Annotated in this window: 21 protein-coding genes; 10 read left to right on the forward strand and 11 right to left on the reverse strand. The window is 72.4% G+C overall.

Going from position 1 to position 23,275, the window contains the following annotated elements:
- Window positions 1–50 precede the first annotated feature (50 nt).
- Entirely contained in the window at window positions 51–1,064 is a 1,014-nt protein-coding gene (locus N912_RS0111900) for a LacI family DNA-binding transcriptional regulator (RefSeq protein WP_028922600.1), read from the forward strand.
- Between the two features lie 16 nt (window positions 1,065–1,080).
- On the opposite strand, the gene N912_RS0111905 is transcribed toward N912_RS0111900, so the two are convergent.
- Both N912_RS0111905 and N912_RS0111910 read right to left on the reverse strand, forming a co-directional pair.
- On the reverse strand, window positions 1,081–3,225 hold the full coding sequence (locus N912_RS0111905; protein ID WP_169747866.1) for a S1 family peptidase: 2,145 nt from the start codon (window positions 3,223–3,225) through the stop codon (window positions 1,081–1,083).
- 40 nt (window positions 3,226–3,265) lie between these two features.
- Window positions 3,266–7,447 carry an nSTAND1 domain-containing NTPase gene (locus N912_RS0111910; RefSeq protein WP_169747867.1) on the reverse strand — a complete coding sequence of 1,394 codons (4,182 nt, stop codon included), beginning with the start codon at window positions 7,445–7,447 and terminating at the stop codon, window positions 3,266–3,268.
- 181 nt (window positions 7,448–7,628) lie between these two features.
- Here N912_RS0111910 and N912_RS0111915 point away from each other — a divergent pair, with 181 nt between their 5' ends.
- From N912_RS0111915 to N912_RS0111925, 3 genes are all read left to right on the forward strand, one after another.
- The gene (locus N912_RS0111915; RefSeq protein ID WP_028922603.1) at window positions 7,629–9,158 is read left to right on the forward strand and encodes a hypothetical protein; all 1,530 of its coding nucleotides are present in this window, start codon (window positions 7,629–7,631) and stop codon (window positions 9,156–9,158) included.
- Between the two features lie 131 nt (window positions 9,159–9,289).
- Window positions 9,290–10,069 carry a CPBP family glutamic-type intramembrane protease gene (locus N912_RS60205; protein WP_156993450.1) on the forward strand — a complete coding sequence of 260 codons (780 nt, stop codon included), beginning with the start codon at window positions 9,290–9,292 and terminating at the stop codon, window positions 10,067–10,069.
- Window positions 10,070–10,106: 37 nt separating this feature from the next.
- Window positions 10,107–10,358: a DUF397 domain-containing protein gene (locus N912_RS0111925; RefSeq protein WP_028922604.1), complete on the forward strand. Its 252-nt coding sequence runs from the start codon at window positions 10,107–10,109 to the stop codon at window positions 10,356–10,358.
- On the opposite strand, the gene N912_RS0111930 is transcribed toward N912_RS0111925, so the two are convergent.
- The 4 genes from N912_RS0111930 to N912_RS0111945 form a co-directional block, all read right to left on the reverse strand.
- The gene (locus N912_RS0111930) at window positions 10,352–10,642 is read right to left on the reverse strand and encodes a hypothetical protein (RefSeq protein ID WP_156993453.1); all 291 of its coding nucleotides are present in this window, start codon (window positions 10,640–10,642) and stop codon (window positions 10,352–10,354) included. The genes N912_RS0111925 and N912_RS0111930 overlap by 7 nt on opposite strands.
- Window positions 10,643–10,672: 30 nt before the next feature.
- Window positions 10,673–11,110, reverse strand: a complete 438-nt coding sequence (locus N912_RS0111935; RefSeq protein WP_028922606.1) for a hypothetical protein — start codon at window positions 11,108–11,110, stop codon at window positions 10,673–10,675.
- A gap of 102 nt (window positions 11,111–11,212) precedes the next feature.
- Complete coding sequence (locus N912_RS0111940) at window positions 11,213–11,458, reverse strand: DUF397 domain-containing protein (protein ID WP_028922607.1); 246 nt, start codon at window positions 11,456–11,458, stop codon at window positions 11,213–11,215.
- Between the two features lie 21 nt (window positions 11,459–11,479).
- The gene (locus N912_RS0111945; protein ID WP_169747868.1) at window positions 11,480–12,352 is read right to left on the reverse strand and encodes a helix-turn-helix domain-containing protein; all 873 of its coding nucleotides are present in this window, start codon (window positions 12,350–12,352) and stop codon (window positions 11,480–11,482) included.
- A gap of 126 nt (window positions 12,353–12,478) precedes the next feature.
- Here N912_RS0111945 and N912_RS0111950 point away from each other — a divergent pair, with 126 nt between their 5' ends.
- Window positions 12,479–12,763, forward strand: coding sequence for a hypothetical protein (locus N912_RS0111950; protein WP_028922609.1), 285 nt, complete (start codon window positions 12,479–12,481; stop codon window positions 12,761–12,763).
- Complete coding sequence (locus N912_RS0111955) at window positions 12,763–13,089, forward strand: hypothetical protein (protein ID WP_156993456.1); 327 nt, start codon at window positions 12,763–12,765, stop codon at window positions 13,087–13,089. Before N912_RS0111950 ends, N912_RS0111955 begins: the two co-directional genes overlap by 1 nt.
- 14 nt (window positions 13,090–13,103) lie before the next feature.
- On the opposite strand, the gene N912_RS60210 is transcribed toward N912_RS0111955, so the two are convergent.
- Window positions 13,104–13,739: a hypothetical protein gene (locus tag N912_RS60210; protein ID WP_028922611.1), complete on the reverse strand. Its 636-nt coding sequence runs from the start codon at window positions 13,737–13,739 to the stop codon at window positions 13,104–13,106.
- Window positions 13,740–13,797: 58 nt separating this feature from the next.
- Between N912_RS60210 and N912_RS0111965 the strand changes: the two genes are divergently transcribed.
- Window positions 13,798–14,571 carry an IclR family transcriptional regulator domain-containing protein gene (locus N912_RS0111965; RefSeq protein ID WP_028922612.1) on the forward strand — a complete coding sequence of 258 codons (774 nt, stop codon included), beginning with the start codon at window positions 13,798–13,800 and terminating at the stop codon, window positions 14,569–14,571.
- On the opposite strand, the gene N912_RS0111970 is transcribed toward N912_RS0111965, so the two are convergent.
- Genes N912_RS0111970 through N912_RS0111985 form a run of 4 tightly spaced genes read right to left on the reverse strand, consistent with a single transcriptional unit; the run spans window position 14,568 to window position 18,089 of the window.
- Window positions 14,568–15,419: an amidohydrolase family protein gene (locus tag N912_RS0111970; protein WP_028922613.1), complete on the reverse strand. Its 852-nt coding sequence runs from the start codon at window positions 15,417–15,419 to the stop codon at window positions 14,568–14,570. The genes N912_RS0111965 and N912_RS0111970 overlap by 4 nt on opposite strands.
- 18 nt (window positions 15,420–15,437) lie before the next feature.
- Window positions 15,438–16,232 carry an SDR family NAD(P)-dependent oxidoreductase gene (locus tag N912_RS0111975; RefSeq protein WP_028922614.1) on the reverse strand — a complete coding sequence of 265 codons (795 nt, stop codon included), beginning with the start codon at window positions 16,230–16,232 and terminating at the stop codon, window positions 15,438–15,440.
- On the reverse strand, window positions 16,229–16,750 hold the full coding sequence (locus tag N912_RS0111980) for a carboxymuconolactone decarboxylase family protein (protein WP_028922615.1): 522 nt from the start codon (window positions 16,748–16,750) through the stop codon (window positions 16,229–16,231). Before N912_RS0111980 ends, N912_RS0111975 begins: the two co-directional genes overlap by 4 nt.
- Window positions 16,751–16,772: 22 nt before the next feature.
- Window positions 16,773–18,089, reverse strand: coding sequence for a cation:dicarboxylate symporter family transporter (locus tag N912_RS0111985; protein ID WP_028922616.1), 1,317 nt, complete (start codon window positions 18,087–18,089; stop codon window positions 16,773–16,775).
- 154 nt (window positions 18,090–18,243) lie between these two features.
- Here N912_RS0111985 and N912_RS51325 point away from each other — a divergent pair, with 154 nt between their 5' ends.
- From N912_RS51325 to N912_RS64505, 3 genes are read left to right on the forward strand one after another with little or no spacing between them, the layout of a single operon-like run.
- Window positions 18,244–19,107: a serine/threonine-protein kinase gene (locus N912_RS51325; RefSeq protein WP_169747869.1), complete on the forward strand. Its 864-nt coding sequence runs from the start codon at window positions 18,244–18,246 to the stop codon at window positions 19,105–19,107.
- A 5-nt stretch (window positions 19,108–19,112) separates the two neighbouring features.
- The gene (locus tag N912_RS60215; protein ID WP_051580074.1) at window positions 19,113–21,236 is read left to right on the forward strand and encodes a serine/threonine-protein kinase; all 2,124 of its coding nucleotides are present in this window, start codon (window positions 19,113–19,115) and stop codon (window positions 21,234–21,236) included.
- A complete protein-coding gene (locus N912_RS64505) occupies window positions 21,233–23,275 on the forward strand; it encodes a serine/threonine-protein kinase (RefSeq protein ID WP_051580075.1) in 2,043 nt (680 codons plus the stop codon). The genes N912_RS60215 and N912_RS64505 overlap by 4 nt, the downstream gene beginning before the upstream one ends.

A 23,275-nucleotide genomic window follows, 5' to 3' on the forward strand; every position in this document is an offset into this window, starting at 1 on the left:
GCGTGTAATGCTTTACGCGAGAGCGAGCGCGTCGGGAACGGGGAGAGCGGATGCCCAGGAACAAGGCGGCCGTCAGCATCAGGGACGTGGCCGCGGCGGCGGGCGTCTCGGTCGCGACGGTGTCCCGGGTGCTCAGCCCCGCCTCGGCGGACATCGTGGTGCGCGAGGAGACCCGCGACCGGGTGGTGCGCGCCATCAACGAGCTGGGCTACCGGCCGAACGACCTGGCCAGGGCGCTGTTGCAGCAGCGCACCTCGACGATCGGGCTGGTGCTGCCGGACATCTCCAACCCGTACTACCCGCCGCTGGTGCGCGGGGTGGAGGACGCCGCGTCCCAGCTCGGCTACCGGGTCGTGCTGTGCAACACCGACCGCGACCCGGCCAAGACGGCCGCCTACCTGGACACGCTGGTCAAGGCCCGGGTGGACGGCGTGATCGTGGCCGGCGGGAACCTCTCCGAGCTGCCCGGGCACCCCCGCGTGTTCGAGACATACCGGACCAAGCTGGTCATGGTCGGCCGGCACGGGCTGGCGCACCCGTCGGTCCGGGTGGACAACACCGCCGCGACCGAGGACGCCACCGCCCACCTGATCGGCCTCGGCCACCGCGGGATCGCGTTCCTCGGCGGCCCCGAGGGTTCCAGCACCGCCCAGGACCGCCTGCTCGGCCACCGCCGCGCGATGGCCGCCGCCGCCCTGCCCACCGCCGAGCGCGTCGCCGGCTTCGACGAACACGGCGGCTACGACGCGGCCCGCTCGCTGCTCACCGGCACGCCCCCGACGGCGCTGCTGTGCGCGAACGACCGGATGGCGTTCGGGGCCTACGCCGCGCTCGCCGACGCCGGCCTCGCGGTGCCGGCGGACGTCTCGGTGGTCGGCTTCGACGACGTCCCGATGGCGTCCTACGTCCGCCCCACCCTGACCACCGTCGCTGTGCCCACCTACGAGCTGGGCCGGGCCGCCATGCGCCTGCTCCAGGACGCGCTGGACGGGTCGGCGGCCACCGAGCCGGTCCTGCTGCCCACCCGGCTGGTGCACCGGGCCAGCTGCGCCCGGCTCGCCTGAGTCGGCCGGGCGCCGGTCACTGCCTCGCGGCCGAGGTTGCCGGTGGTTGCGGCGGTTCGTCCGGCCGGCTTCCCCGTTCGGTAGCGACCATGCTCAGCGCACCGGCGGCGAGCACCAGCCCGGCGAGCGCCGCGGCGACCACCCGCCGGCGGCATGCCTCCCGTCGTTGGCGCCGCACGCTGCGGCGGACGTAGTCCTGGCTGGCGGGGGAGACCTCGTCGCCTCGGGTGGGCATCCACCGCTGGGACGTGGCGAGCGCGGTGCCGCGCAGCAGCGCCTCCGGGTCGTGGGCGGCGTGCTCCCAGCGTTCGCGGTGTTGGTCGAGTTGGGCGCGCCAGGCGAGGAAACCGCGGTCCTCGGTCAGCCAGGCCCGCAGCTGTGGCCAGTGCTCGATCAGGGCCTGGTGGGCCAGCTCGAGAATCTCCCCACCGTTGCCGCAGTCTCGCAGCACCACCAGCCGGCCGGCCGCCAGCCGGGGCACCAGGTGTCGCGACTCGGGCGGGACCTCGGCCATTGGCACGGGCCGGCGCGCGAACCGGCCGTCCCGGTCGGGCTGGGTGAGCTGGGTGAGCAGCCGGCGCAGCCAGTACTGCTCGGCGGGGTGGCGGAACTGGGCGAGCAGGTGCTCGGCCCGCCGGGCCACCGCGCCGGCGACCCCGCCGGCCGCGTGGTAGGCGGCGAGGGTGAGGTAGCCGCCCGTCCGCCGTTCCCACAGCCGCGTGAGCAGCGACTCCACCAGCGGGAGCTGGCCGGGCTCGGTCCCGGCATCGTCCAGGATGCGGTCGACCAGGCCCGGTTCGAACGACAGGCCGGGCGCCCACCGCGCCGGGCCGACCACCGCCTCGCGCAGCCGGGTGCGGTCCATCGGGCCGACCAGCACGGTGCCCGCCACCAGCGCGGAGCCGGCGTCGAGGACGGAGTCCAGCGACCGGGGCAGCCGCTCCGCCGCCGCCGGCGTCATCAGGTCGGTCAGCGACTCCCAGCGCACGGTGAGCACCGCGCGCAGCCGCCCGGTCCCGACCAGGTCGACGACCAGCAGCAACAGCTCGCGCGCCACCCCGGGGTGGCTGGCCGCCAGGTCCTCGAACTGGTCGACGAACAGCAGCACGCCCGGCTCCGGGGCCCGGGCCGCCAGCTCCCCGATGGCCTCGCTGATGGCAGAGCCGCGAACCGACGGGTCTGGTGCACGCAAGCGCCTGGCCAGGTCGGCGATGGCCGCCGCCTGCGCGTCCCGGGACTGCCACGGTCGTAGCGCCGGAACCAGGGCGGCGGCCAGCGCGTCGGCCGGCCTGGTGCCGGGCCCGACACGGAGCTCGGCGACCCGCACCCCCGCATTGCGCCGCCGGGGCAGCAGCCCGGCGCGCACCAGCGACGACTTCCCGATGCCCGAGGGTCCGGCCACGGCGACCAGCGGCTGGGCGGCGGCCGCGGCGAGCAGCCGTTCGATGTCGGGGTCGCGGCCGAAGAAGAACGCCGCGTGCTCCTCGCCGAACGGCTCCAGGCCGCGGTAGGGGCACGGCAGCAGCTCCGGGTCGACGCCGAGCACCTGTTCGATCGGGATCAGGTAGGCGGTGGTGGTGTCGGGACTACGGTCGGCGGCCACCGTCATGCCGACCACCGCGCCGCTGTCCTCGTCCCACACGGGGGAGCCGCTGAAGCCCTCCACGATGCCCTGCTCGCCCGGGGCGGCCTGCAGCTGGAACCAGTGGGTGCCCTGCTCGCCGCGGATCCTCCCGGTAGCCCACACGCCGTCGGCTTGACCTTCCGGGAAGCCGAGCACCCGGAAACCGTGGTCCCACAGGGCGTCCACCCGCCGCAGCGGCGGCATCCGCGCGCCGCCGGGCACCGGCCGCTCCAGCCGCAGCACCGCCACGTCACCGGTCCCGTCCGGCCGGATCGGCATCCAGTGCCGAACCCGGGCCCGCAGCGGCTCGGAGCCGGCGTCGCGCACAAGCGGCAGGTCGATCCGGACCGGCGCCCGAGGCGGCATCGGCGCATAGGGGTCGGACGCGGTGGCCTCGGCGACGACGTGCGCGCAGGTGCCCACCAGGTCCGGGCCGATCAGGAAGCCCGCGCCGACGACCTCACCACCGGGCGCCAGCACCCGCACGACGGCCCTCGCCTGATCACGCACCGCGCGGCGCGCCGGATGCTCTGCCACCCGGACGACTCTGTCAGCCGTCCGATGGGAGTGGTCCCAGTCAGCCGCAGGGCGAACCGTCGCCCACATCGGCGGGCAGTGACGAGCGTTCTCCGGCCGGGAATGGGCGACCGGCGAACTTGCACAAATCGTCGCGCCACTGCTGGGGCGTGATGGCCATGGAGGACGGGGGGACGCCGCCGACCCCGTCGAGCGTCAGCGTTGCGCCGTCGGTGGACAGCTTGCCCGACTGCTGGTACGCGAGCCCGATCGAGCCGACCTGGCGGCCGGCGGAGGGGCTCCAGAACGTCGCCCGGTAGCCGAGGAGGGGATTCTGGGTCTGGATGAGCACGGTGCCGTCCGCGGCGATCCCGATGAGCGTGGATCCGGTCGGCACCGGGATCGGTGGGTGCGCCAGCTCGTGCCGGCCCACGTCCCAGACTTGCAGCGTCCCGGAGTCGACGAGCGTCGCGAGTTGAGAACCGTCGTGGTTGAAGGCGATCGAGTGTTCCCCCGCCGGGCTGCCTTCCCATGGTCTCAGGGTCTGCAGTAGCCGCTGCGCGGGTAGGTCCCACAGCTGCACCTCATGGTCGGGGCCCATGATGGCGACCTGGCCGGGATGCTGGGGGCGCGGCGCCAGTCTCGGGGACCCGCCGCGTCCGTCAGGCGGGACGGGCACACCGATCATCACCCCCCTGGCCGTGTCCCAGAGCGACACCTTCCCATCGCTCAGCGCGTAGAGACGTCCCGGTTCGGCCGCGATCGCGGTTTCCTCCGCTGAACCCGCCTGGGAGGGTGGGAGCGGATAGCTGCTGACCGGATCGAGACCCGGGAGCCTGAAGGTGTCCACTCGCAAGCCCTGCTCGGTCTGGACAGGAAAGGACAGCAGGTCCCCTTCGACCTCTGAGAGCTGCGGGTGCGCAGGGCCCGCGTCGCCGGAGACGGGGATGCTGGCAACCCGTCGCCCGGAGCGACGGTCGAACGTGGTGATCCGGTCGAAGTTGTAGGCCACGACCACGCTGCCGTCCGCGCCCAGCTCCGTGCGAACCGGCTTTATCTCCCAGCTCGGCTCGGGCGTCGTCGCCAGGCGGAGCACCGACCGGCCGCTGACCAACAGCAGGACGGGGCCGTCCGCGCCGCTTGCGACGCCCATGTCCTCGACGGGGCGGAAGCCGGCGGTCCAGCCCCTGGGCGACACGGCGAACGCCGGGACGAACGTGTCGTAGGTCATGCCGTCCGCCAGGCGGATCACCCGTACCGCTACTCCGTTGGACTCGGGCAGTACCCACCGTTCCTCGACGACATGTCCTCGGTCCGCGGTGATACGCAGGTTCTTGCAGGTGAACTGGCCGGAGTCACGCAGAGGGATCCGCCGGAGTTCGGCGCCCGACGCCGCCTGCCATACGGTGAGGAACGCATTGTCGGGGTTCGTGTCGTCGCAGGAGACGACCGACCGTCCGTGCTGGGTGACGATGGCGGGTGCGGGGAAGGACACCTTCTCGGCGCCGGTGGACAGTGACCTGGCCACGACCCGTGTCCCCGCGTCCTTCTCGGCCAGGGCGGTGGCGAACAGGATGGTGTCCGGGTCCGTGGTGGGCGTTATCTCCGGCTTGCTGCCGTCGGGGACCGGCGGCACCGTGTGCGGCAGCGCCGTGCGGGTCCGGGTGTCCCACACCGTGAGCTGCCGTCCGGCCGGCGTCGAGGGCCCCAGCCAGGCAAGCCGTTCGCCGTCGGGGCTGAACCCGTGTACCTCCGAGCCCTTCGGCGCATCCCACAACGGGACGGACTTCTGCGTTCGGACGTCCCAGAGCTCCATGCCGTGCTCGAATCCCGGGGCGAGCAGCTGCGAGCCGTCCCCGCTGATGATGAGGGCAGAGCCGGCGGGCAGGTCCCAGCGTCGCGGTGGCTGCGGACCGGTCAGGCCGGTCAGCACGACGTCATGATCGGTCAGGTCGGTCGCCACCATGGTGTCGCCGTTCGCGCTCTGCCGAAACCTCGCGATTCGCTGCCCCGTGATGTCCGGGTGCACCCCGGTGACCGATCGCATGGCGAACGCGGAGACGGCCAGCGCTTCGCGTGCGGGCAGGCTGTTCGGGTCGGCGTGCCAGGCGGCGAGGGCCAGCCGGCTGCCGAGCTCCGGGTCGGTGCGGGTCACGGCGAGTGCCTCGCGGCCGAGGCTGCCGGCGGTCGCGGCTCGTAGTTGTTCTTCCAGTCGGTTTCCGCGTTCGGTCACGGTTACGGTCAGGGCGCCGGCGGCGAGTACGAGCACGGCGAGCACGGCCGTGACCACCCGCCAGCGCCGCACCTCGCGGCGCTGGCGTACCACGCTGCGGCGCACGTAGTCCTGGCTGGCCGGGGACACCTCGGCGCCTCGGGTGGGCATCCACTGCTGGGCGGCGGCGAGCGCGGTGCCGCGCAGGAGCGCGCCGGCGTCGTGGGCGGCGCGCTCCCAGCGCTCGCGCTGTTGGTCGAGTTGGGCGCGCCAGGCAAGGAAGTCGCGGTCCTCGGCCAGCCAGGCCCGCAGCCGTGGCCAGTGTTCGACCAGGGCCTGGTGCGCCAGTTCGACGGTCTCCCCGCCGTTGCCGTGGTGTTGGGTCACGACCAGCCGGCCGGCCGCCAGCCGGGGCACCAGGTGCCGCGCCTCGGGCGGGATCTCGGTCATCGGCACGGGCCGGCGTACGAATCGGCCGTCGCGGTCCGGCTGGGTGAGCTGGGTGAGCAGCCGGCGCAGCCAGTACTGCTCGGCGGGGTCGCGGAACTGGGCGAGCAGGTGCTCGGCGCGGGCAGCCAGTGCCCCGGCGACGCCGCCCGCCGCGTGGTAGGCGGCGAGCGTGAGATAGCCGCCGGAGCGCCGTTCCCACAACTGCGTGAGCAGCGACTCCACCAGCGGTAGCTGGCCGGGTTCGGTCCCTGCGTCGTCCAGGATGCGGTCGACCAGGCCCGGTTCGAACGACAGGCCGGGCGCTCGCCGCGCCGGGCCGACCACCGTGTCCCGCAGCCGGGTGCGGTCCATCGGGCCGACCAGCACGGTGCCCGCCACCAGCGCGGAGCCGGCGTCGAGGACGGAGTCCAGCGACCGGGGCAGCGGACCGGCGGCGGCCGCCGGGGCCATCAGGTCGGTCAGCGACTCCCAGCGCACGGTGAGCACCGCGCGCAGCCGCCCGGTCTCGACCAGCTCGACGACCAGCAGCAACAGCTCGCGCGCCACCCCGGGCTGGGTGGCCGCCAGCTCCTCGAACTGGTCGACGAACAGCAGCACACCCGGCCCGGGCGCAGTGCCCACCAGCTCCCGGACGGCCCTGGCGCGAGCCGACGGGTCCGGCGCGCGCAGCCGCTCGACCATCCCGGCGACGGCCGCCGCCGACTCATTCGGCGCCAGCCCCGGGCGCAGGGCACGGATCAGGGCGGCGGCCAGCGCGGCGGCCGGCACCGTGCCGGGTCCGACGCGCAGATCGGCGACCCGCACCCCCGCATCGCGCCGCCGGGGCAGCAGCCCCGCGCGCACCAGCGACGACTTCCCAACCCCCGAGGGTCCGGCCACGGCGACCAGCGGCTGGGCGGCGACCGCGGCCAGCAGCCGTTCGATGTCCGGGTCGCGGCCGAAGAAGAACGCCGCGTGCTCCTCGCCGAACGGCTCCAACCCCCGGTACGGGCACGGCAGCAGCTCCGGGTCGACGCCGAGCACCTGCTCGATCGGGATCAGATACGCCGTGCCTGACTCCGCCCTCCGGTCCGCCGCCACCGTCATGCCGACCACCGCGCCGCTGTCCTCGTCCCACACCGGCGAGCCGCTGAAGCCCTCCACGATGCCCTGCTCGCCCGGCGCCGCCTGCAGCTGGAACCAGCGCGTGCCCTGCTCGCCCCGGATCCTCCCGGTAGCCCACACCCCGTCGGCTTGACCTTCCGGAAACCCGAGTACCCGGAAACCGTGGTCCCACAGCGCGTCCACCCGCCGCAGCGGCGGCATCCGCGCACCGCCGGGCACCGGCCGCTCCAGCCGCAGCACCGCCACATCGCCGGTCCCGTCCGGCCGGATCGGTGACCAGTTCCGCACTCGCGCGCGCAGCGGCTCGGAGCCGTGCACCAGCGGCAGGTCCACCCGCACCGGCGCCCGAGGCGGCAGCGGCGCATAGGGGTCGGACGCGGCGGCGTCGGCGACGACGTGCGCACAGGTACCCACCAGGTCCGGCCCGATCAGGAAACCCGCACCGACGACCTCCCCACCGGGCGTCAGCACCCGCACGACAGCCCTCGCCTGATCCCGCACCGCACCGCGGGCCGGGTGCACCCCCACGCGGCGATTCTGTCATCCGTTCGGAGTACGACCAACGCGATACCCAACCGAACCGAGGCTCGGCGGGTCGTTCCGCACGATACGGCGGAGCCGGGCCGCTCACGCTGGTTGGTCTGGAGGGGAGGTCACGATGATTCTTGGGATCCTCGTCTGCCTGTTGGTGGCCGGGTCTGTGGCTCTGGTGGTGAGCCTGACGCCAGGCAAGGTTTCGGTGGTACGTGCGATCGTGCCGGTCGTGGTGTTGTCCGTGGCGCTCACCGCGTGCAGCTTCAGGGTCGGAAGCGGGAGCGGGGCGGACACCGCTCGGTTCGACATCCCTGGCTACAATTTCACCTTCGAGTACCCGAAGTCATTTGTCATGTCGGAAGACGTCAGGATCGAAAAGTCCGTGGGCGGCGATCGGCACACCAAGAATGTCGCTGTCGCCCTCGACAACTCAAACATGATCATGGCCACTCGTAGGCTCCTGCGCCGCGACGTCACCAAAGAAAGTCTCGCCTCGGTCCGTCCGGAGCTCGACAAGGTCATCACGGAGCTCGCCACCGGAAATTTTGATCCGGGAAAAGAGATCGAAATCGGCGGATTTCCTGGCTTCGAGTATCAAATTCCCTTCGGTGACAAGCAAAGTCGCTACATCGTGTTCTTTGACGGCGCTGTCCAGTACACCCTCAACTGCCAGTCCACCACACAACACCGCACGGAGATCGCCGACGCATGTCGGACCGTGGAACACACCCTGCGGCGCCGCGGTGCCGAAACCGCCCGCTTCGATCTGCCTGGCCACAATTTCACCTTCGAGTACCCGAAAGCATGGAGCACAACGGAGGACGTCAACGCCGACGGAACCGCGCAAACAGGTCCTTCCGGTTCCGGTCAAAAGCGCGTCGCACTTCTTCTTGATGGCTCCAATATGATGATCATTAGCCGCACTCACCTGAGTGGTGATGTCACGAAGGAAAACATTGCCTCGATCCAGCCGGAGCAAGACGGCAACATGGCGGAACTGGCCGGCTCCAACGTCGGACCGGGAAAACCAATCGAACTGAGCGGGTTCCCCGGCCTCGAGTACCAGGTCCCCTTCGCGGACGTGCACAGCCGCTACCTCATATTCTTCGACGGCGCGGTCAAGTACACCCTCGACTGTCAGTCGACCGAGCAGCACCGCGCGGAGATCACCAACGCGTGCCAGACCGCGGAGCACACGCTGCAGCGCCGCGGAGCGGAGAACACCCGCTTCGATGAGGCTGGATACAATTTCACTTTCGAATACCCGAAAGCGTTTACCAAAACAGAAAAGGGTCCCGCCGAGTCCGGCGCCAAGGACATTACGCTTGCCCTTGACGACTTTCATGTGATAAGTATCCATCGTGGAAACGTGGATCACGATGTCACGAAGGAGAACATGGCCTCGGCTCAGTCGGAGTTCGACAGCAGGGCCACGAAGGCGTTCGGCCCTCTCACTGCTCCGGGCAAGCTGATCGAACTGGGAGGATTCCCCGGGCTCGAATATCAGGCTTCAATCGCAAACGAGCAAATTCGTATGATCATTTTATTCGACGGAAGGGTCTTCTACGCCATCGACTGCCGGTCCGCCGGGCGGCATGGCGCGGAAATCAACGACGCCTTCCAGGCCATGCAACGCACCCTGCGACATCGCTGATCGAGGAGGTCTCAGTGGAAGCGCCCGCGCCCGAGGGAACTCCGTACCACAGACTCGGGGTTGACTCCCGGTACCACTGGTGGCGGCCTCCCGTGGAACTTGTCGTAGTCCTTGTGGCCTGGGCCGTCCTCATGAGCATCGTTCTGTCCGTGTACCGGGCCCTGGGCGTCGACCCGCTGTCGTGGGAAACGCCGATCGGGAGAGCGATTTTCGACCACTGGTGGTACGGGGCTTTGTTCCCGGCCATCCTCGGGACGATGCTTGTGGTGGGGCGCCGCCCGGGAAGCGTGTCCAGCGTCGTGGGCTGCATCCGATGGCGGTGGCTCGGGGCATGCGCCGCGCGGGCGACGCTCGTTGTCGTGCTCCTTGTCCTCGCCAGGCTCTGGGACCTCGGCGGGTGGCAGCCGGAGCGTTGGCCAGGCATGGGGACCTGGGCCGCCGCTGCCGGTATCGCATTGGTGGGTGCCCCGCTGGAAGCCCTGGGTTACCAGTATTTCCGTGGCTGGCTGCTGCAGGCGTTCGGCGCATGGATCGCGCGGCCGTGGATTGCGGCGGCGCTCGCGACGGCGGTACTCGTGCTCGCGCACGGGTGGCCACGCAACCTCGCGCTGATCGCCCACGATGTGATCGTGGGCCTTGCCGTGTGCTGGCTGGTGCTCCGAACCGGCGGCCTGGAAGCCGCGATCGGGCTGTCCGTGGTCGAAAAGCTCGCCATCGACGTGGTAGGCCACAGCCAGAGGTTCCCGGACGCACCGATGCCGTCCATGGAGATGAGCCCTGTCGCCCTGCTCGTCCAGCTCCTGCCATTCACACTGGCCACCCTCGTCTACACATGGTGGATCAGCCGTGCGGCCCGCCCCCTTTCGGCCCCCGCTCCCTCGGGTTTCGGATCGGCGACCCGGACGGACTAGGCCGCCGCGAGGTCGCCGAGGGCGGGTACGGTCGGGTATGGCTGCTGACGACAGGGCGTCGATCCGGGAGCGGCTCGACCTGGCCGGCGCGGACTGGCGGAGGGCGCCCGGGTCGGACCCGAGCGAGCCGCTGGTGGAGTACGCGTTCGTGAGGGGTACGGACGGTCAGATCTACGTGGCGTTGCGGGACGCCGCGAACCCCGACGGCCCGTACCAGGTCTACACCCGCAGGGAGTGGGAGGCGTTCGTCGGCGGCATCGGCGACGGCGACTTCGACGAGCGCTACTGACGCGGGTGTCGTGCCCGGTCGTCCGGCGTCCCGTTCCGCTGGGCGACGAGCGTGGCGACCAGGTCGGCGATCTGTCGTTGACCGGCAGCGAATTCGTCGAGCCGAACGCGCATTTCGTTGAACCCGGCATCCACCTTCTGGAATATCGTTTCCATGTTCTGGAATCCGGTGTCCAGCGTCTGCCGCAGGCTGGCTATGTCGGCGCGCATCTCGCTGAGGAGCCGGTTGTTCTCTTCACGGAACTCACGGATCTCCTCGCGGAGTTTGCGCATCTCGCCAAGCATCACAGCGACCTTCCGACGGACTCCGCCGGGCTACTTGTCGTTCGGCCGTTCGCCCTGCTGTGCGATGAGCCTGGCCAGCAGGTCGGCGATCTGCTGGTGGCTAGCTGCGCTGGCGTCGAGCAGCCCGCGCAACTCGATGAACTTGGAGTCCACTTTCTGGAACTCGGCGTCCATTCTTCGGAATCCGGTGCCCACCGTCTGCTGCAGTTCGGTCAGGTCTGTACGCACGTCGGTCAGGTCCTCGCGCATGGCGTTGAGGACGCGGTTGTTCTGGTCGCGGAACTCGCGGACCTCGGTGCGGACCTCGCGGACATCGGTGCGGATCTCGGCGACGTCGCGGTCGGCTCCGCCGGCCAGGACACGGGCGGCGGCCGCGTCCTGTTCGGTGTGGCGTACGCGGTCCGACAGTTGGCGGACCTCGGACTCCAGCGCGGTGACTCGGGCTTCCAGGTCGGGAGACTCTGGCATGGCGGCAGCCTAGCGCGGCGGGCCGACCAGGTGCTGCGAACGGTCGGAAATGGCTGGTCAGAGGCCGTGAGTGGTTAGCGTTGCTATGACAACGCTAACCACTCACGGGGTGTCGAGGGTGCCGTTGAGGGCGGCGGTGCGCAGGGCGTGCCAGTTTTGGGGGCTCATGGTGAAGATCGGGCTGGCGGCGGCGAGCTTGTGGTCGCGGACGGCTCGGGCGCCCTCGTTGTTCAGCCAGGCGATTTCGACGCAGTCTTGGCCGCCTCCGCTGCCGCCTCCGCCGCCGCTTCGGCGTGCTTTGCGCCAGCGGAGGTGGGTGTGCGGGTGGTTCGGATCGCTTGCCGTCACTGTGACCACCTACTTCGTGCGTTACGGACCCGATCGGCGCGCCATCTCGGTCGCCACGTCCAGTATGAGCGCCTTGGAGGCCGGCAAGCTCAGCGCCGCGACCCTTCGGCGTTCCCAACCAAGCCTATAAGGCTCTGTCGCGCCTGTCCGGTCGCGATAGAAGCTGTCTCCGTGCGCTTCGACCTGCACGAGGTCGGCGGCGGTGTCGTTGTCGAAGCGCAGGAGCATGAACGAGATGCCGATGCCCGGATAGGCGCCCGCGTCGCTCGGTTGGACCTGGATCTCCACGTTCGGCAGGGCGGACAGCTCGACCAGGTGGAGGAGCTGCCGGTGCATGACCGTCGGCCCGCCGATCGGGAGCCGCAACGCGTTCTCGTGGATGATCGCCCGGAACATCGGCGGGTGCTCTTGGGTCAGCACGGCCTGCCGGGCGAGGCGCGCGGCTATGAGCCGGTCGTTGTGCTCGGGCGCCAGGCTGTCCGCCTCGAACAGGGCGCGCACGTAGTCCTCGGTCTGGAAGTGCGCGGGGATCAGGTCGATCAGCGCGTAGAGGATCTCGCTGGCGTCGGTCTCCATGTCCAGCGCGCTTCGGGTCTTGACCGAGTAGATCGCCGGGTACTGGCCTCGGCGCATCCGGGTCTCGCGCAGCATCTCCAGCAGCGCGTCGCGCTCGGCCTCCGGGATGTCGTAGGCGTCGGCCAGCGCGAGGACGTCCTGGCGCTTGAGCCTGGTCTCGCCGCGTTCGATCCGGGTCATCGTCGCCGGGCTGACCTCGATCACCTGGGCGGCGTCCTCGCGGTCGATGCCGGCGTCCCTGCGGAAGGATCGCAGCGCGGCGCCGAGCTGTTTGCGCTGGCTGACGCTGCTGGTGCGGGCGCGCTTTCCGGTCGTCACGGGTTGCTCCATCCTGTTCACTCCGCGTCAAGGCCTGCCTTCATACTGAACGTTCCAACTGCACGACCAGCGATTCACTCGTTTGGATGAGTATCGTTTTTGAACGTTCATTGTTAACTTCGCGATGTGGACGTCATTGAGACCGCCGCCTGGTGGGCCATCGAGCAGCCGGGCTGGGTCGAGCGGGTCTTCGAGCGGCACGTCTCGGACGACGGCAGGTGCACCGGCTGCGGCAGCTACCGGCCGGTGCCGTGGCCGTGCGTCCTGGTCGTCATCGCCCGCCGGGCACAGGAGCTCATCGAGCTCGGCCGCGCCCAACGGGGCGGCGTCGGCGAGCGACCCGCGCCACGGCGACCGGCGCCGATGCGGCCGAGGGTGCCGGGGCAGCGAGTGACGCCGGGGGCGGCGTGATGTGTGAATCGATCGTCTATCGGGTGTGGGGGTATGTCGTGCCTGGCGCGGCGGGTGGCGTCGACTGCCTGTGCGACGTGTGGTTCTCGGGGGAGGAACGGGCGCGGGCGTTCGCGGAGGCGATGTTGCTGGACATCCACCGGGAGGTGGTGGTCGGCTTCGGCGACCCTCGGGTGTTCTGGTGCGAGCTGGTCGCGGGGCGGCGCGGTGACAGCGGTTGGCGGCCGGACGGGCCGGTGCGGGTCGCGCGGTTGGACAGCCCGCACGGACTGGTCGACTGGAGGCGTTCGCCGGAGCTGCCCCGGCCGAGGGCAGGCTCGGTATGAGGCAGCGCGGACGTTCAGAGCCGGCGGTGGGGGGTGAAGAGGCGGCGGTCGCGGTGGGTCACGGTGGCCATGACGCGCGAGCGCCAGGGGGTGTTCGTGGCGCGGCGGTACTCGGGGGTGTCGAACGCTTCGGGGCCGTCCACCGCGTGCAGCGCCAGCAGGGTCGGGGCGTCGCCGGTGACGAGGCGGTAGCGGGTGGTGTGGCGCCAGCCGGGCACCTGGCTCAGGGCGGGGATGTGCTCGCGCTCGTACCAGTCGTCGAGGGCGGCGTCGTCGGTGCTGGTCATGGCCACCGCGATGAGCAGGGGGGCGCCGGCGGCCGGATCGCGGCCGGGGTCGGTGGCGGGGTGGGGCAGCCGTTCGTAGACGCGGCGGTCCAGGGTGTCCAGGCGGGACATGACGTCGCGTTCGCGGTCGCTGCGGTCGGAGCGCAGCGAGCGGTAGGCGGGGGTGTCGAGCAGGGCGAGGTCCAGGGTGTAGACGGCCAGCCAGCTCGGGCGCCTGCCGTCCGATGCGACGTAACGCCAGCCGGCACGCACCTGGTCGAACGCCATCCGCGCCGGGGCGTGCTCGTTGTCGTACCAGTCGTGGAACTCCGGTCCGGGCACGGCGCCCGGTTCGGAGAGCACGTACAGCAGTCCGTCACGCATCGGTGTCGTCCGTTCTGAGGTAACGTCGTTGATCGTCTCGGGGATCGGAGGGTTGGGGGTGTCTCGCGAGGATCCGGACGTCATCGACTCGGTGGAGAAGGCGCTGCGGGTGTTGATGACGTTCTCCGCCGAGTATCCGGCGTTGACCGTCAGCGAGACGGCCGAGCTGACCGGCCTGACCAGGGCCACCGCGCGGCGGGTGCTGCTCACCCTGACCAGGCTCGGGTTCGCCCGCGCGGACGACCGGCGGTTCCGGCTCAACCCGAGCGTGCTGCGGCTCGGCTACGGGTACCTGAGCAGCCAGCCGTGGTGGGACCATGCCCAGCCGCACATGCGCACGCTGGCCAACCGGCTCGACGAGTCGTGCTCGATGGCGGTGCTGGACGGGGCGGACATCGTCTACGTGGCCAGGGTGCCGAGCAGCCGGAGCATGTCGATCACGCTGACCACCGGGTCGCGGCTGCCGGCGTACCCGACCTCGATGGGGCGGGTGCTGCTGGCCGCGTTGCCGCCGGACGAGCTGGACGCCTACTTCCGGGACGTCACGCTCACGGCGCTGACCGAGCACACGATCACCGACGAGGCACGGCTGCGCGGGGAGCTGGACGCGGTGCGCGCCCGGGGTTACGCGCTGATCGACGGCGAGCGGGAGATCGGCGTGCGCTCGATCGCCGCGCCGGTGCGGACCAGGGCGGGAGCGGTGCTGGCGGCGCTGAACGTGTCGGTCAACGCCGCCCGGATCTCCGTCGAGGACCTCACCGAGCGCTGCGTCCCGGCGCTGCTGGAGACGGCCTCGACGATCTCCGCCGAGGTGGGCTTCACCGACCATTAGAAGTCGTAGCAGGCCACGGGGTTGTCCACCAGCAGGGCGCGCGGGTCCGGGGTGATGTCGGCCAGCAGGTCGACCAGGTCGCCGTCGTCGGGCGCGGCGCCGGTGATGTTGGGGTGCGGGAAGTCGGTGCCCCAGAGCACCCGCTCGGGGGCGTGGCGGGCCAGCAACGCGGCCAGCTCGGCGGCGTCGGACAGGTCGGGCGGGCGCAGCGCCAGCCGGTCGGCGCCGCTGAGCTTGACCCACACCCGGCCGGTGTCCAGCAGCCGGCGCAGCGCGGTCACGGCGGGAGAGTTGAGGCCGGCGCGCAGGTCCACCCTGGCCATGTGGTCGATCACCACCGGGGCGCCGAGGTCGCGCACCATCCGTTCGTGCTCGGCGATGCCGTCGCCGGCCACGTGCAGCGCGATGTGCCAGCCGTGCGGGCGGACCAGGTCCACGATCGACGTGATCGTCTCGGCGCTGGGAGCCGGGCCGAGGTGCGGGGTGAAGTGCAGCCGGGCGCCGCGCACGCCGGCCTCGTGCAGCTCGGCGACCTGGGACGGCGGTGTGGACGGGCGGATCAGCGCCACGCCCCGGTAGCGGCCGGCGCCCCGGTGCAGGGCGTCGAGCAGCGAGGCGTGGTCGGTGCCGTGCGCGGCGGACTGGACCAGCACGGCCCGGGAGAGCCCGAGCAGCTCGTGCAGTGCCTCCAGGTGCTCCAGCGGCGCCTCGGGCGGGGTGAACGTGCGGTCCGGGGCGTAGGGGAAGCGGTCGGTCGGCCCGAAGATGTGGCAGTGCGCGTCCACCGCGCCGGGCGGCAGGGACAGCGACGGGCGGTGCGGGTTCGGGTGCGGTCCGGGGTTGCTCATCAGCCTCCTCAAGGAACGTCAGTCGCAGCGGGCGGTCATGCCGCCGTCCACCACTATCTCGGTGCCCGTCACGAACCGGGCCTCGTCGGAGGCCAGGAACAGCGCGGCGCACGCGGTGTCCCGGCCGTCGCCGTCCACCGGCAGCGGGATGCGTGCCCGGCGGGCGGCCAGCAGGGCCGAGACGTCGCCGCCGGCGCGCTGCCCGGCCAGCCGCGCCTCGACCATCGGGGTGTGCAGCTGGCCGGGCACCACGGTGTTCACCCGGATGCGGTGCTCGGCGTACTGGACGGCGGTGACCCGGGACAGCTGGATCACCCCGGCCTTGGCCGCCGCGTACCCGACCTGCGCGGAGCCGGTCCAGCGCAGCCCGGAGGTGGACGCGATGTTCACGATCGCGCCGCCGCCCGCCGAGCGCATCACCGGGATGACCTCGCGGCAGCCGTAGAACGCCGCCGTGAGGTTGACGTCCAGCTGCGCGCGCCAGGTGGCGTCGTCCAGCTCGGCGGCGCCGCCGGCCCGCGACCCGCCGACGTTGTTGACCAGCACGTCCACCGTGCCGAAGGCGGCCACGGCGGCTTCGATCATGGCGGTCACCTGGGCGGGGTCGGTGACGTCCGCGGTGTGCGGGCGGACCTCGCCGCGATCAACCAGCTCGCGGGTGGCGGCCAGCGCGGCGGCGTCGCGGTCCACGGCGAGCACCCGCGCGCCCTCCCGGGCGAACAGCACGGCGGTGGCGCGCCCGTTGCCCCAGCCCGGCCCGACGCTGCCGGCCCCGGTGACCACCGCGACCTTGCCGGCCAGCCGCCCGGTCACGCCACGCCCACCTGCAGTGCGACCAGGAACCGGGACACCAGGTTGTAGGCGCCCACGGTGGCGGTCAGCTCCACGATCCGCCGGTCGTCGAAGTGCTCGCGCAGCTTGTCGAACAGCTCGTCGGGCACCTGCACGTCCTTGGTCATCGCGTCGGTGTAGTCCCTGGCCAGCCGCAGCCGCTCGCCGAGCACCTCGTCGGCGTCCACATCGGGCGGCGCCGGGATCCGGAGCACGGCGATCTGCTCCGCCGTGAGCCCCTCCGCGAGCCCCTCCGGCTCGTGCGCCTGCCACTCGTAGTCCGCGCCGTTGAGCGCGGCGACCCGCAGGATGGCCAGCTCGCGCACGTCGCCGGCCAGCTCGCAGCGTCGCCGGATGGCGCCGAGCAGGCTGTTCCAGCCGTCGGCAACCGGCGGGCTGTGCAGCAGCATCTGGTCCAGCGGGGTCAGCCAGCCGCCGCGTCGCAGCCGAATGCGGTCCGCCACATCACCGTCGCCGGTGACGTGCTCGATCCGGACCATCGAACCTCCTTCTCGTCGTGGGTCAGGAACTGCGCTCGGTCGCGAGCGGAGCGTTTTCCAGCGGTTCGGAACCGGACAGCCGCGCGTTGACCTTGGGCACGTCGAGCTGGTTCTCCCAGCGGGCCACCACCAGGCTGCCCATCATCTGCCCGCACAGGCTGACCAGCCCGCGCATGGTGGACAGGAACCGGTCCACGCCCAGGATCAGCATGATGCCGACCACCGGAACCGCGCCGGTGGAGGACAGCGTGGCGGCCAGGATCACGAACCCGGCCCCGGCCACCCCCGCGCTGCCCTTCGAGGTGATCAGGAACACCGCGAGCAGGCCCAGCTGCTGCCACAGCGACAGCTCGATGCCGAACGCCTGCCCGATGTACAGCGAGGCGAACCCCAGGTACAGGCACACCCCGTCGCCGTTGAACGCGTACCCGGACGGCACGACCAGCCCGACGATCCGCTTCGGCGCGCCCAGCCGCTGCAGCTTGGTCATCAGCTGCGGCATCACCGCCTCGTAGTTCGCGGTGCCCAGCGTGATCAGCAGCTCGTCCTTGAAGTACCGGGCGATGGGCAGGAACCGCAGCCCGCACATCCGCGCCACCAGCCCGAAGAACGCCACGGCGAACACCACGCCCGCGATCCAGAACAGCGCGACGAACGCGCCGAGGCTGACCAGCGTGCCCACCCCGAACTTGCCGGTGGTGTACGCCATCGCGCCGAACGCCCCGAGCGGCGCCAGGTACATGACCATCCGCACCACGCCGAACGTCGCCTCGCCGACCAGCTCCACGCCGCGCACCAGCGGTTCGCCGCGCTCGCCCATCAGCTTGATCGCCACCGCGAACACCAGCGAGATCAGCAGCACCTGCAGCACGTTTCCCTCGGTGAACGCGCTGACCGCCGTCTTCGGGATGATGTCGACGATGAAGTCGTACCAGTGCTGATGCTCGCCGGTCTGCACGTACTGCGCGGCGGACCCGGACAGCTTGAGGTCGGCGGGGTTGGCGTGCACGGTGCGCCCCGGGGCGAACACGTCCATCACGATCAGCCCGAAGATCAGCGCCACCGTGGTGGCCACCTCGAAGTAGACCAGCGCCTTCACCCCGACCCGGCCCACGCTGGTGAGCTGGCCGGCCGAGGCCACGCCGGTGACGATGGTGCAGAACACCACCGGCGCGATCAGCATCTGGATCAGCGCGATGAACCCGGTGCCGACCGGCTGCAGCGAGGCGCCGACGTCCGGCGCGACCAGCCCGAGCGCGGCTCCCAGCACGATCGCCACCAACACCGTCACGTACAGCTTCGTGGTGAACGCACCGCGCAGGAACAAGCGGACGGACATTGTCGGCTCCAGTTCGACTGACGTACAGATGCTCGTCTGACGTACGAGCATCATGACGGCCGTCCACCCCGAACGTCAACCAGCAGCCCCAACCTCGGGCGCGGCGCCAGGGTCGGATACGGCGCTGGTGCGCGCTGGTGGAGAGGTGGCGTTCGTGGAACCGTTGCGGGACGGCGATCCGGGTGAGGTGGGGCGGTACCGGTTGGTCGGCCGGCTCCATGCGAACGACAACTGTGAGGTGTTCCTCGGCCGTGCGCCCGACGGCGTCCTGGCCGCCGTGCGGGTGATGCACGCGAGCCATGCCCTCAGCGCCCGGTTCCGGGCCCGGTTCGCCCGGGAGGTCGCCCTGGTCGCCGCGATCCGGACGCCGTGGGCGGCCCCCGTGCTCGACAGCGACGCGGAGGCGGCCACACCGTGGGTTGCCAGTGAGTACGTCGCGGGCCCCGCGCTGGCCGAGGTGGTGGCGCGGACCGGGCCGTTGCCCGAGGCGCAGGTCGGGGTGATCGGGGCCCGGCTGGCCGCCGCGCTCGCCGAGCTGCACGCCCTCGGCGGGTTGCACGGCGACCTGAAGCCGTCCCACGTGCTGATCGCCGCGGACGGCCCTCGGCTGATCGACTTCGAGGTCGGCCGGGCCGTGGACGCCACGGCCACGCTCATCGGCGCGAGGTTGAGCGTGCCGGCGTTCACCTCGCCCGAGCAGGCCCTCGGCGAGGACGCCGTGCCGGCCTCCGACGTGTTCTCGCTGGCCGGCGTGCTGGCGTACGCCGCGAGCGGGCGCGAGCCGTTCGGCCTGACCGGCAACCCGGTGGCGATGGTGCGCCGTATCACCGACGAGCACCCCGAGCTGTCCGGGGTGCCGCACGCGCTGGCCCGGGTGCTGCAGCCCTGCCTGGCCAAGCAGCCCGCCACCCGGCCGACCGCCGCCGACCTGGTGACCCGGTTCGCCAGGTGGGCGCGGGCACCGCTCGCCGAGGCGTGGCCGAGCGGCCACCAGGACCTGTGGATCGAGACGTTCTGAGCGCCGTGGCCCCCAACCGCGGGGCCGGCGGCGGGGTCGAGTACGGCGTGGAGTCATTGCGCGCCGGCGATCCGGCTGGGGTGGGTCCGTACCGGCTGCTCGGCCGGCTGGGTTCCGGCGGTATGGGGGAGGTGTTCCTGGGCAGCCGCGAGGACGGCCGGCTGGCCGCGGTGAAGATGGTGCACACCGCGCTGGCCGGCGACGCCCGGTTCCGGGTCCGGTTCGCCAGGGAGGTCACCACCGCGTGGGCCGTCGGTGGCCCCTGGGTTGCCGCCGTGCTGGACGCCGACCCGGCCGCCCCGGTGCCCTGGCTGGCGACCGAGTTCGTCGCCGGGCCGTCGCTGGACCGGGCGGTGGAGGTCGGGGGCCCGCTGCCGCCCGGGATCGCTGCCGTGACGGGCGTCCGGCTGGCCGGCGCGCTGGCCCGGTTGCACGCCCGGGGCGTGGTGCATCGGGACCTCAAGCCGTCCAACGTGCTGCTCACCGCCGGTGGCCCGCGCCTGATCGACTTCGGCATCGCGCGCGCCCTCGACGCGACGGCGATCACCCAGACCGGGACGGTGCTGGGCCCGCCGGGGTTCATGTCCCCGGAGCAGGCCCTCGGCGAGGAGGTGGGGCCGGCCGGCGACGTGTTCTCGCTGGCCGCCGTGCTCGCCTACGCCATCACCGGGCGCGGCCCGTTCGGCGAGGCCGGCAACCCCGTCGTGCTGATGCGCCGGGTCATCGACGACGAGCCGGACCTGGCCGGCGTCCCCGACGACCTCCGCGAGCCGCTGCAACGATGCCTGGCGAAGGCGCCGTCGGACCGGGTCGGCGCCGACGAGCTGGCCGACCTGCTGGCCGCTCACCAGGGCACCGAGGAGGGCTGGCCGCCGCCGGAGCTGGCCCGGCTGATGACGGCGCCGCCGCTGCCCGCCGTGCCGCCGGCACCGGGGGCACCGGGGACACCGGAGGCACGGCCGCGGCGGCCGCTCGGTCGCAGGGCGGTGCTCACCGGCGTCGGTGGGACGGCGCTCGCCGGCCTGGTCGCCGCCGCGCTCGCCCCCCGTGCCGAGGTCGTCCCCCGTATCGAGGTCGTCCGCCCTGAGGTCGTGCCCCTGCCCTCGCCGCCGCCCGGTACGGGCGCGCTGTGGACGTTCCGGGCCATCGACCGGGTCAGCGCCCTGGAGGTGGCCGGCGACACGGTGTTCGTCGGGGCCGGGGCCACCGTCACCGGGCTGGACGCCGCCACCGGACGGCAACGCTGGCTGCACAACGTCATTCTGGACGGCACCGGGCGGCTGGGCAGTGAGGTCACGCTGAGCGCGAACCCGGATGTGGTGTACGTGTCGACCGGGGGCAGCGTGGTGGCGCTGGACGCGGCGACCGGACAGCGGCGTTGGGCAACCCACATGGGGTACATCCCGCCGTACGAGGCAGTGGTTGGCGTGCGGGTCGCGGCGGCCGAGGACGTGGCCTATGCCACGGCGGCCAACAGGGTCGTCGCGCTGGATTCCGCGACCGGGCAGGTCCGCTGGACCCACCTGGTGGCACGGCGGTTCGCCGGCTCGCCCCGGGCGGAGGGCGGCCGAGTGTTCGTCACCTCCGACGCGGACATCGAGGCGCTCGACAGGGCCACCGGTGCGCCGCTGTGGCGCCGCGGCACCGGCGCGGAGTACTCCAGCTACCTCGCCGTGTCCGGGGGCCTCGTGGTGCAGACCAGCTGGCTGCTCGGGGTGGTCTGCGTCGACGCCGCGACCGGTGCGCCGCGATGGAAGGTCGACGGCGACCGGGTGCTCGGGCGGAACTCGGTTCCGGTGGTCGCGGGCGGGGTCGTCCTGATGTCCGGCCGCGACGAGCGGATCCATGCGCTGGAGCTGGACACCGGCACCGAGCGGTGGGCGCGGCCGGACCAGGCCGCCGGTGCCGGCACGGCGAACCTGACGCCGGCCGCCGACGGCGGGACCGCCTTCACCGGCAACTCCACGAACGGCCGGGTCTACGCGTTCGACCTGGCGACCGGGGCCACCCGCTGGCGGTACCGGACGGGCGCCGAGCTGACCGGGATCAACTACCTCGCCGCCCGCGCCGGCACCGTGTACCTGGCCGGGATCAGCAGCCCGACCGTGCAGGCGGTGAGGTCGGCATGAGCGTCGGGGCACAGGTGGCGCCGCTGCGCCCGTCCGACCCGACGGCGGTCGGCCCGTACCGGCTGCTCGGGCGGCTGGGCGCGGGCGGCATGGGGGAGGTGTTCCTGGGCCGGGGCGGCGGCCGGCTGGCGGCGGTGAAGGTGGTGCACCGGGCGCTCGCCGCACAGGAGCGGTTCCGCGAGCGGTTCGCGCGCGAGGTCGCCACGGTGCGGGCGATCGACGCCCCGTGGGCCTCGGCCGTGATCGACGCCGATGCCTCGGGGCCGAGGCCGTGGCTGGCCACCGAGTACGTCGCCGGGCCGTCGCTGGAGCACGCGGTGTCCTCGGCCGGCCCGCTGCCGGGGATCGAGGTGGCCGCGCTCGCCGCCCGGCTGGCCGGGGCGCTGGCCGAGCTGCACCCGCTCGGGGTTGTGCACCGCGACCTGAAGCCGTCGAACGTGCTGCTCGGCGCCGATGCCCCCAAGCTCATCGACTTCGGCCTGGCCAGGGCCGTCGACGACGCCGCCGTGACCCAGACCGGCCTGGTGCTGGGCACGCCCGCCTACATGTCGCCCGAGCAGGCGCTCGGCGCCGAGGTGGGCCCGGCCTCGGACCTGTTCTCGCTGGCGTCCGTGCTGGTCCACGCCGCGACCGGGGTCGGCCCGTTCGGCACCGCGAGCAACCCGGTTGCGATGCTGCGGCGGGTCTGCGACCAGGAGCCGGAGCTGGCCGAGGCGCCGGAGTGGCTGCGGCTGCTGGCGCGGGCGTGCCTGGCCAAGGACCCGGCCGCCCGGCCCACCGCCGCCGCGCTGGCCGGCCGGCTCGCCCGGCTGCCCGGCGCCGGTCGGGCGCCGTGGCCGCCGCCGGTGACCGCCGCGCGCATCGATGGGCTGTCCACCTCGGGGCCGCGCCGGCTCGACCGGAGGGCGCTGCTGGGCGGGCTCACCCTCGGGGCCGGCGCGGCCGTCGTCGCGGCAGTGGCGTGGGCGGCCGGCACCACGAGCCCCGACCCGTTCGCGGCCGGCCCGGCCGCCGGCCGGCTGCGCTGGAAGGCCCCGCTCGGGGCGGGGGTGGACCACGTGGCCGTCACCGACCGCGTGGTGTACGCGTCGGCCCAGGACAGCGCCGTCTACGCGCTGGACGCGGCCACCGGCCGTCAACTGTGGACGTTCACCACCCGGCACGTTCCGAGGCGGCCGATCCCCGTCGGCGGCACCGTCTACTTCGACGACGGCACCTACGCCTATGCGCTTGACGCGGGCACCGGGCGGCTGCGCTGGGACAAGGAGTTCGCGAGGATCACCTCGGCGAGCGGGGACACCCCGGTCGGGGTGATCTACGAGCACAACGTGTACACCGCCGTCGGGTACGACCCGTCGCGCGGCGACGTGCGGTGGCGGTACCCGTTTCCGGCCGACGACAGCCACGCCGACACCCCGACGGTGGCGGCCGACGGCCTGGTGCACCTGGCGTTCGACGCCACCCTGGTGACCCTGAACGGCGCGACCGGCATCCCGCTGTGGCAACTCCTGTGGCGAGGGGGCTGGCGGCGCAGGGTCGCGGTCACCGACGGCAAGGTCTTCGGCCTGGCCGACGGCGCCGTGGCGGCCTGGGGCGCACGCTCGGGGGTGGAGCTCTGGCGCAGCCCGCTCGAGGACGGCTTCACGGGCGGGCTGGTCGCCGCCGACCACACCGTCTACCACAGCGGCGGCTCCACGCTCACCGCCTGGGACGCGAACACCGGACAGGCGCGCTGGCGGGTGCCCGACGCGCCGGTTGGCGGCTTCGCGAGCCTCGACACCGTGCCGGCCGCGCTGGACGACACCCTCTACGCCGTCCAGCGGCGCATCGAGCGGTCCGCCCCGAGGGTGGTGCTGACCGCGCGCTCCACCGGCACCGGCGACGAGCGCTGGGACGTGCCGCTCGACGGGACGGACGCCGAGGGCGGTTCGCTGTCCTTCTCGACCCCGATGACCGCCGGTGGCGCCGTCTTCTTCGGCTCCGGGCCCGCTCAGGAGAGCACCCGCGACGGCGCCGTCTACGCGGTGGAGCTGGCCTGA

Source organism: Actinospineispora acaciae DSM 45401, assembly GCF_000620785.1.
In the GTDB taxonomy this organism is placed as follows: Bacteria; Actinomycetota; Actinomycetes; order Mycobacteriales; family Pseudonocardiaceae; genus Pseudonocardia; species Pseudonocardia acaciae.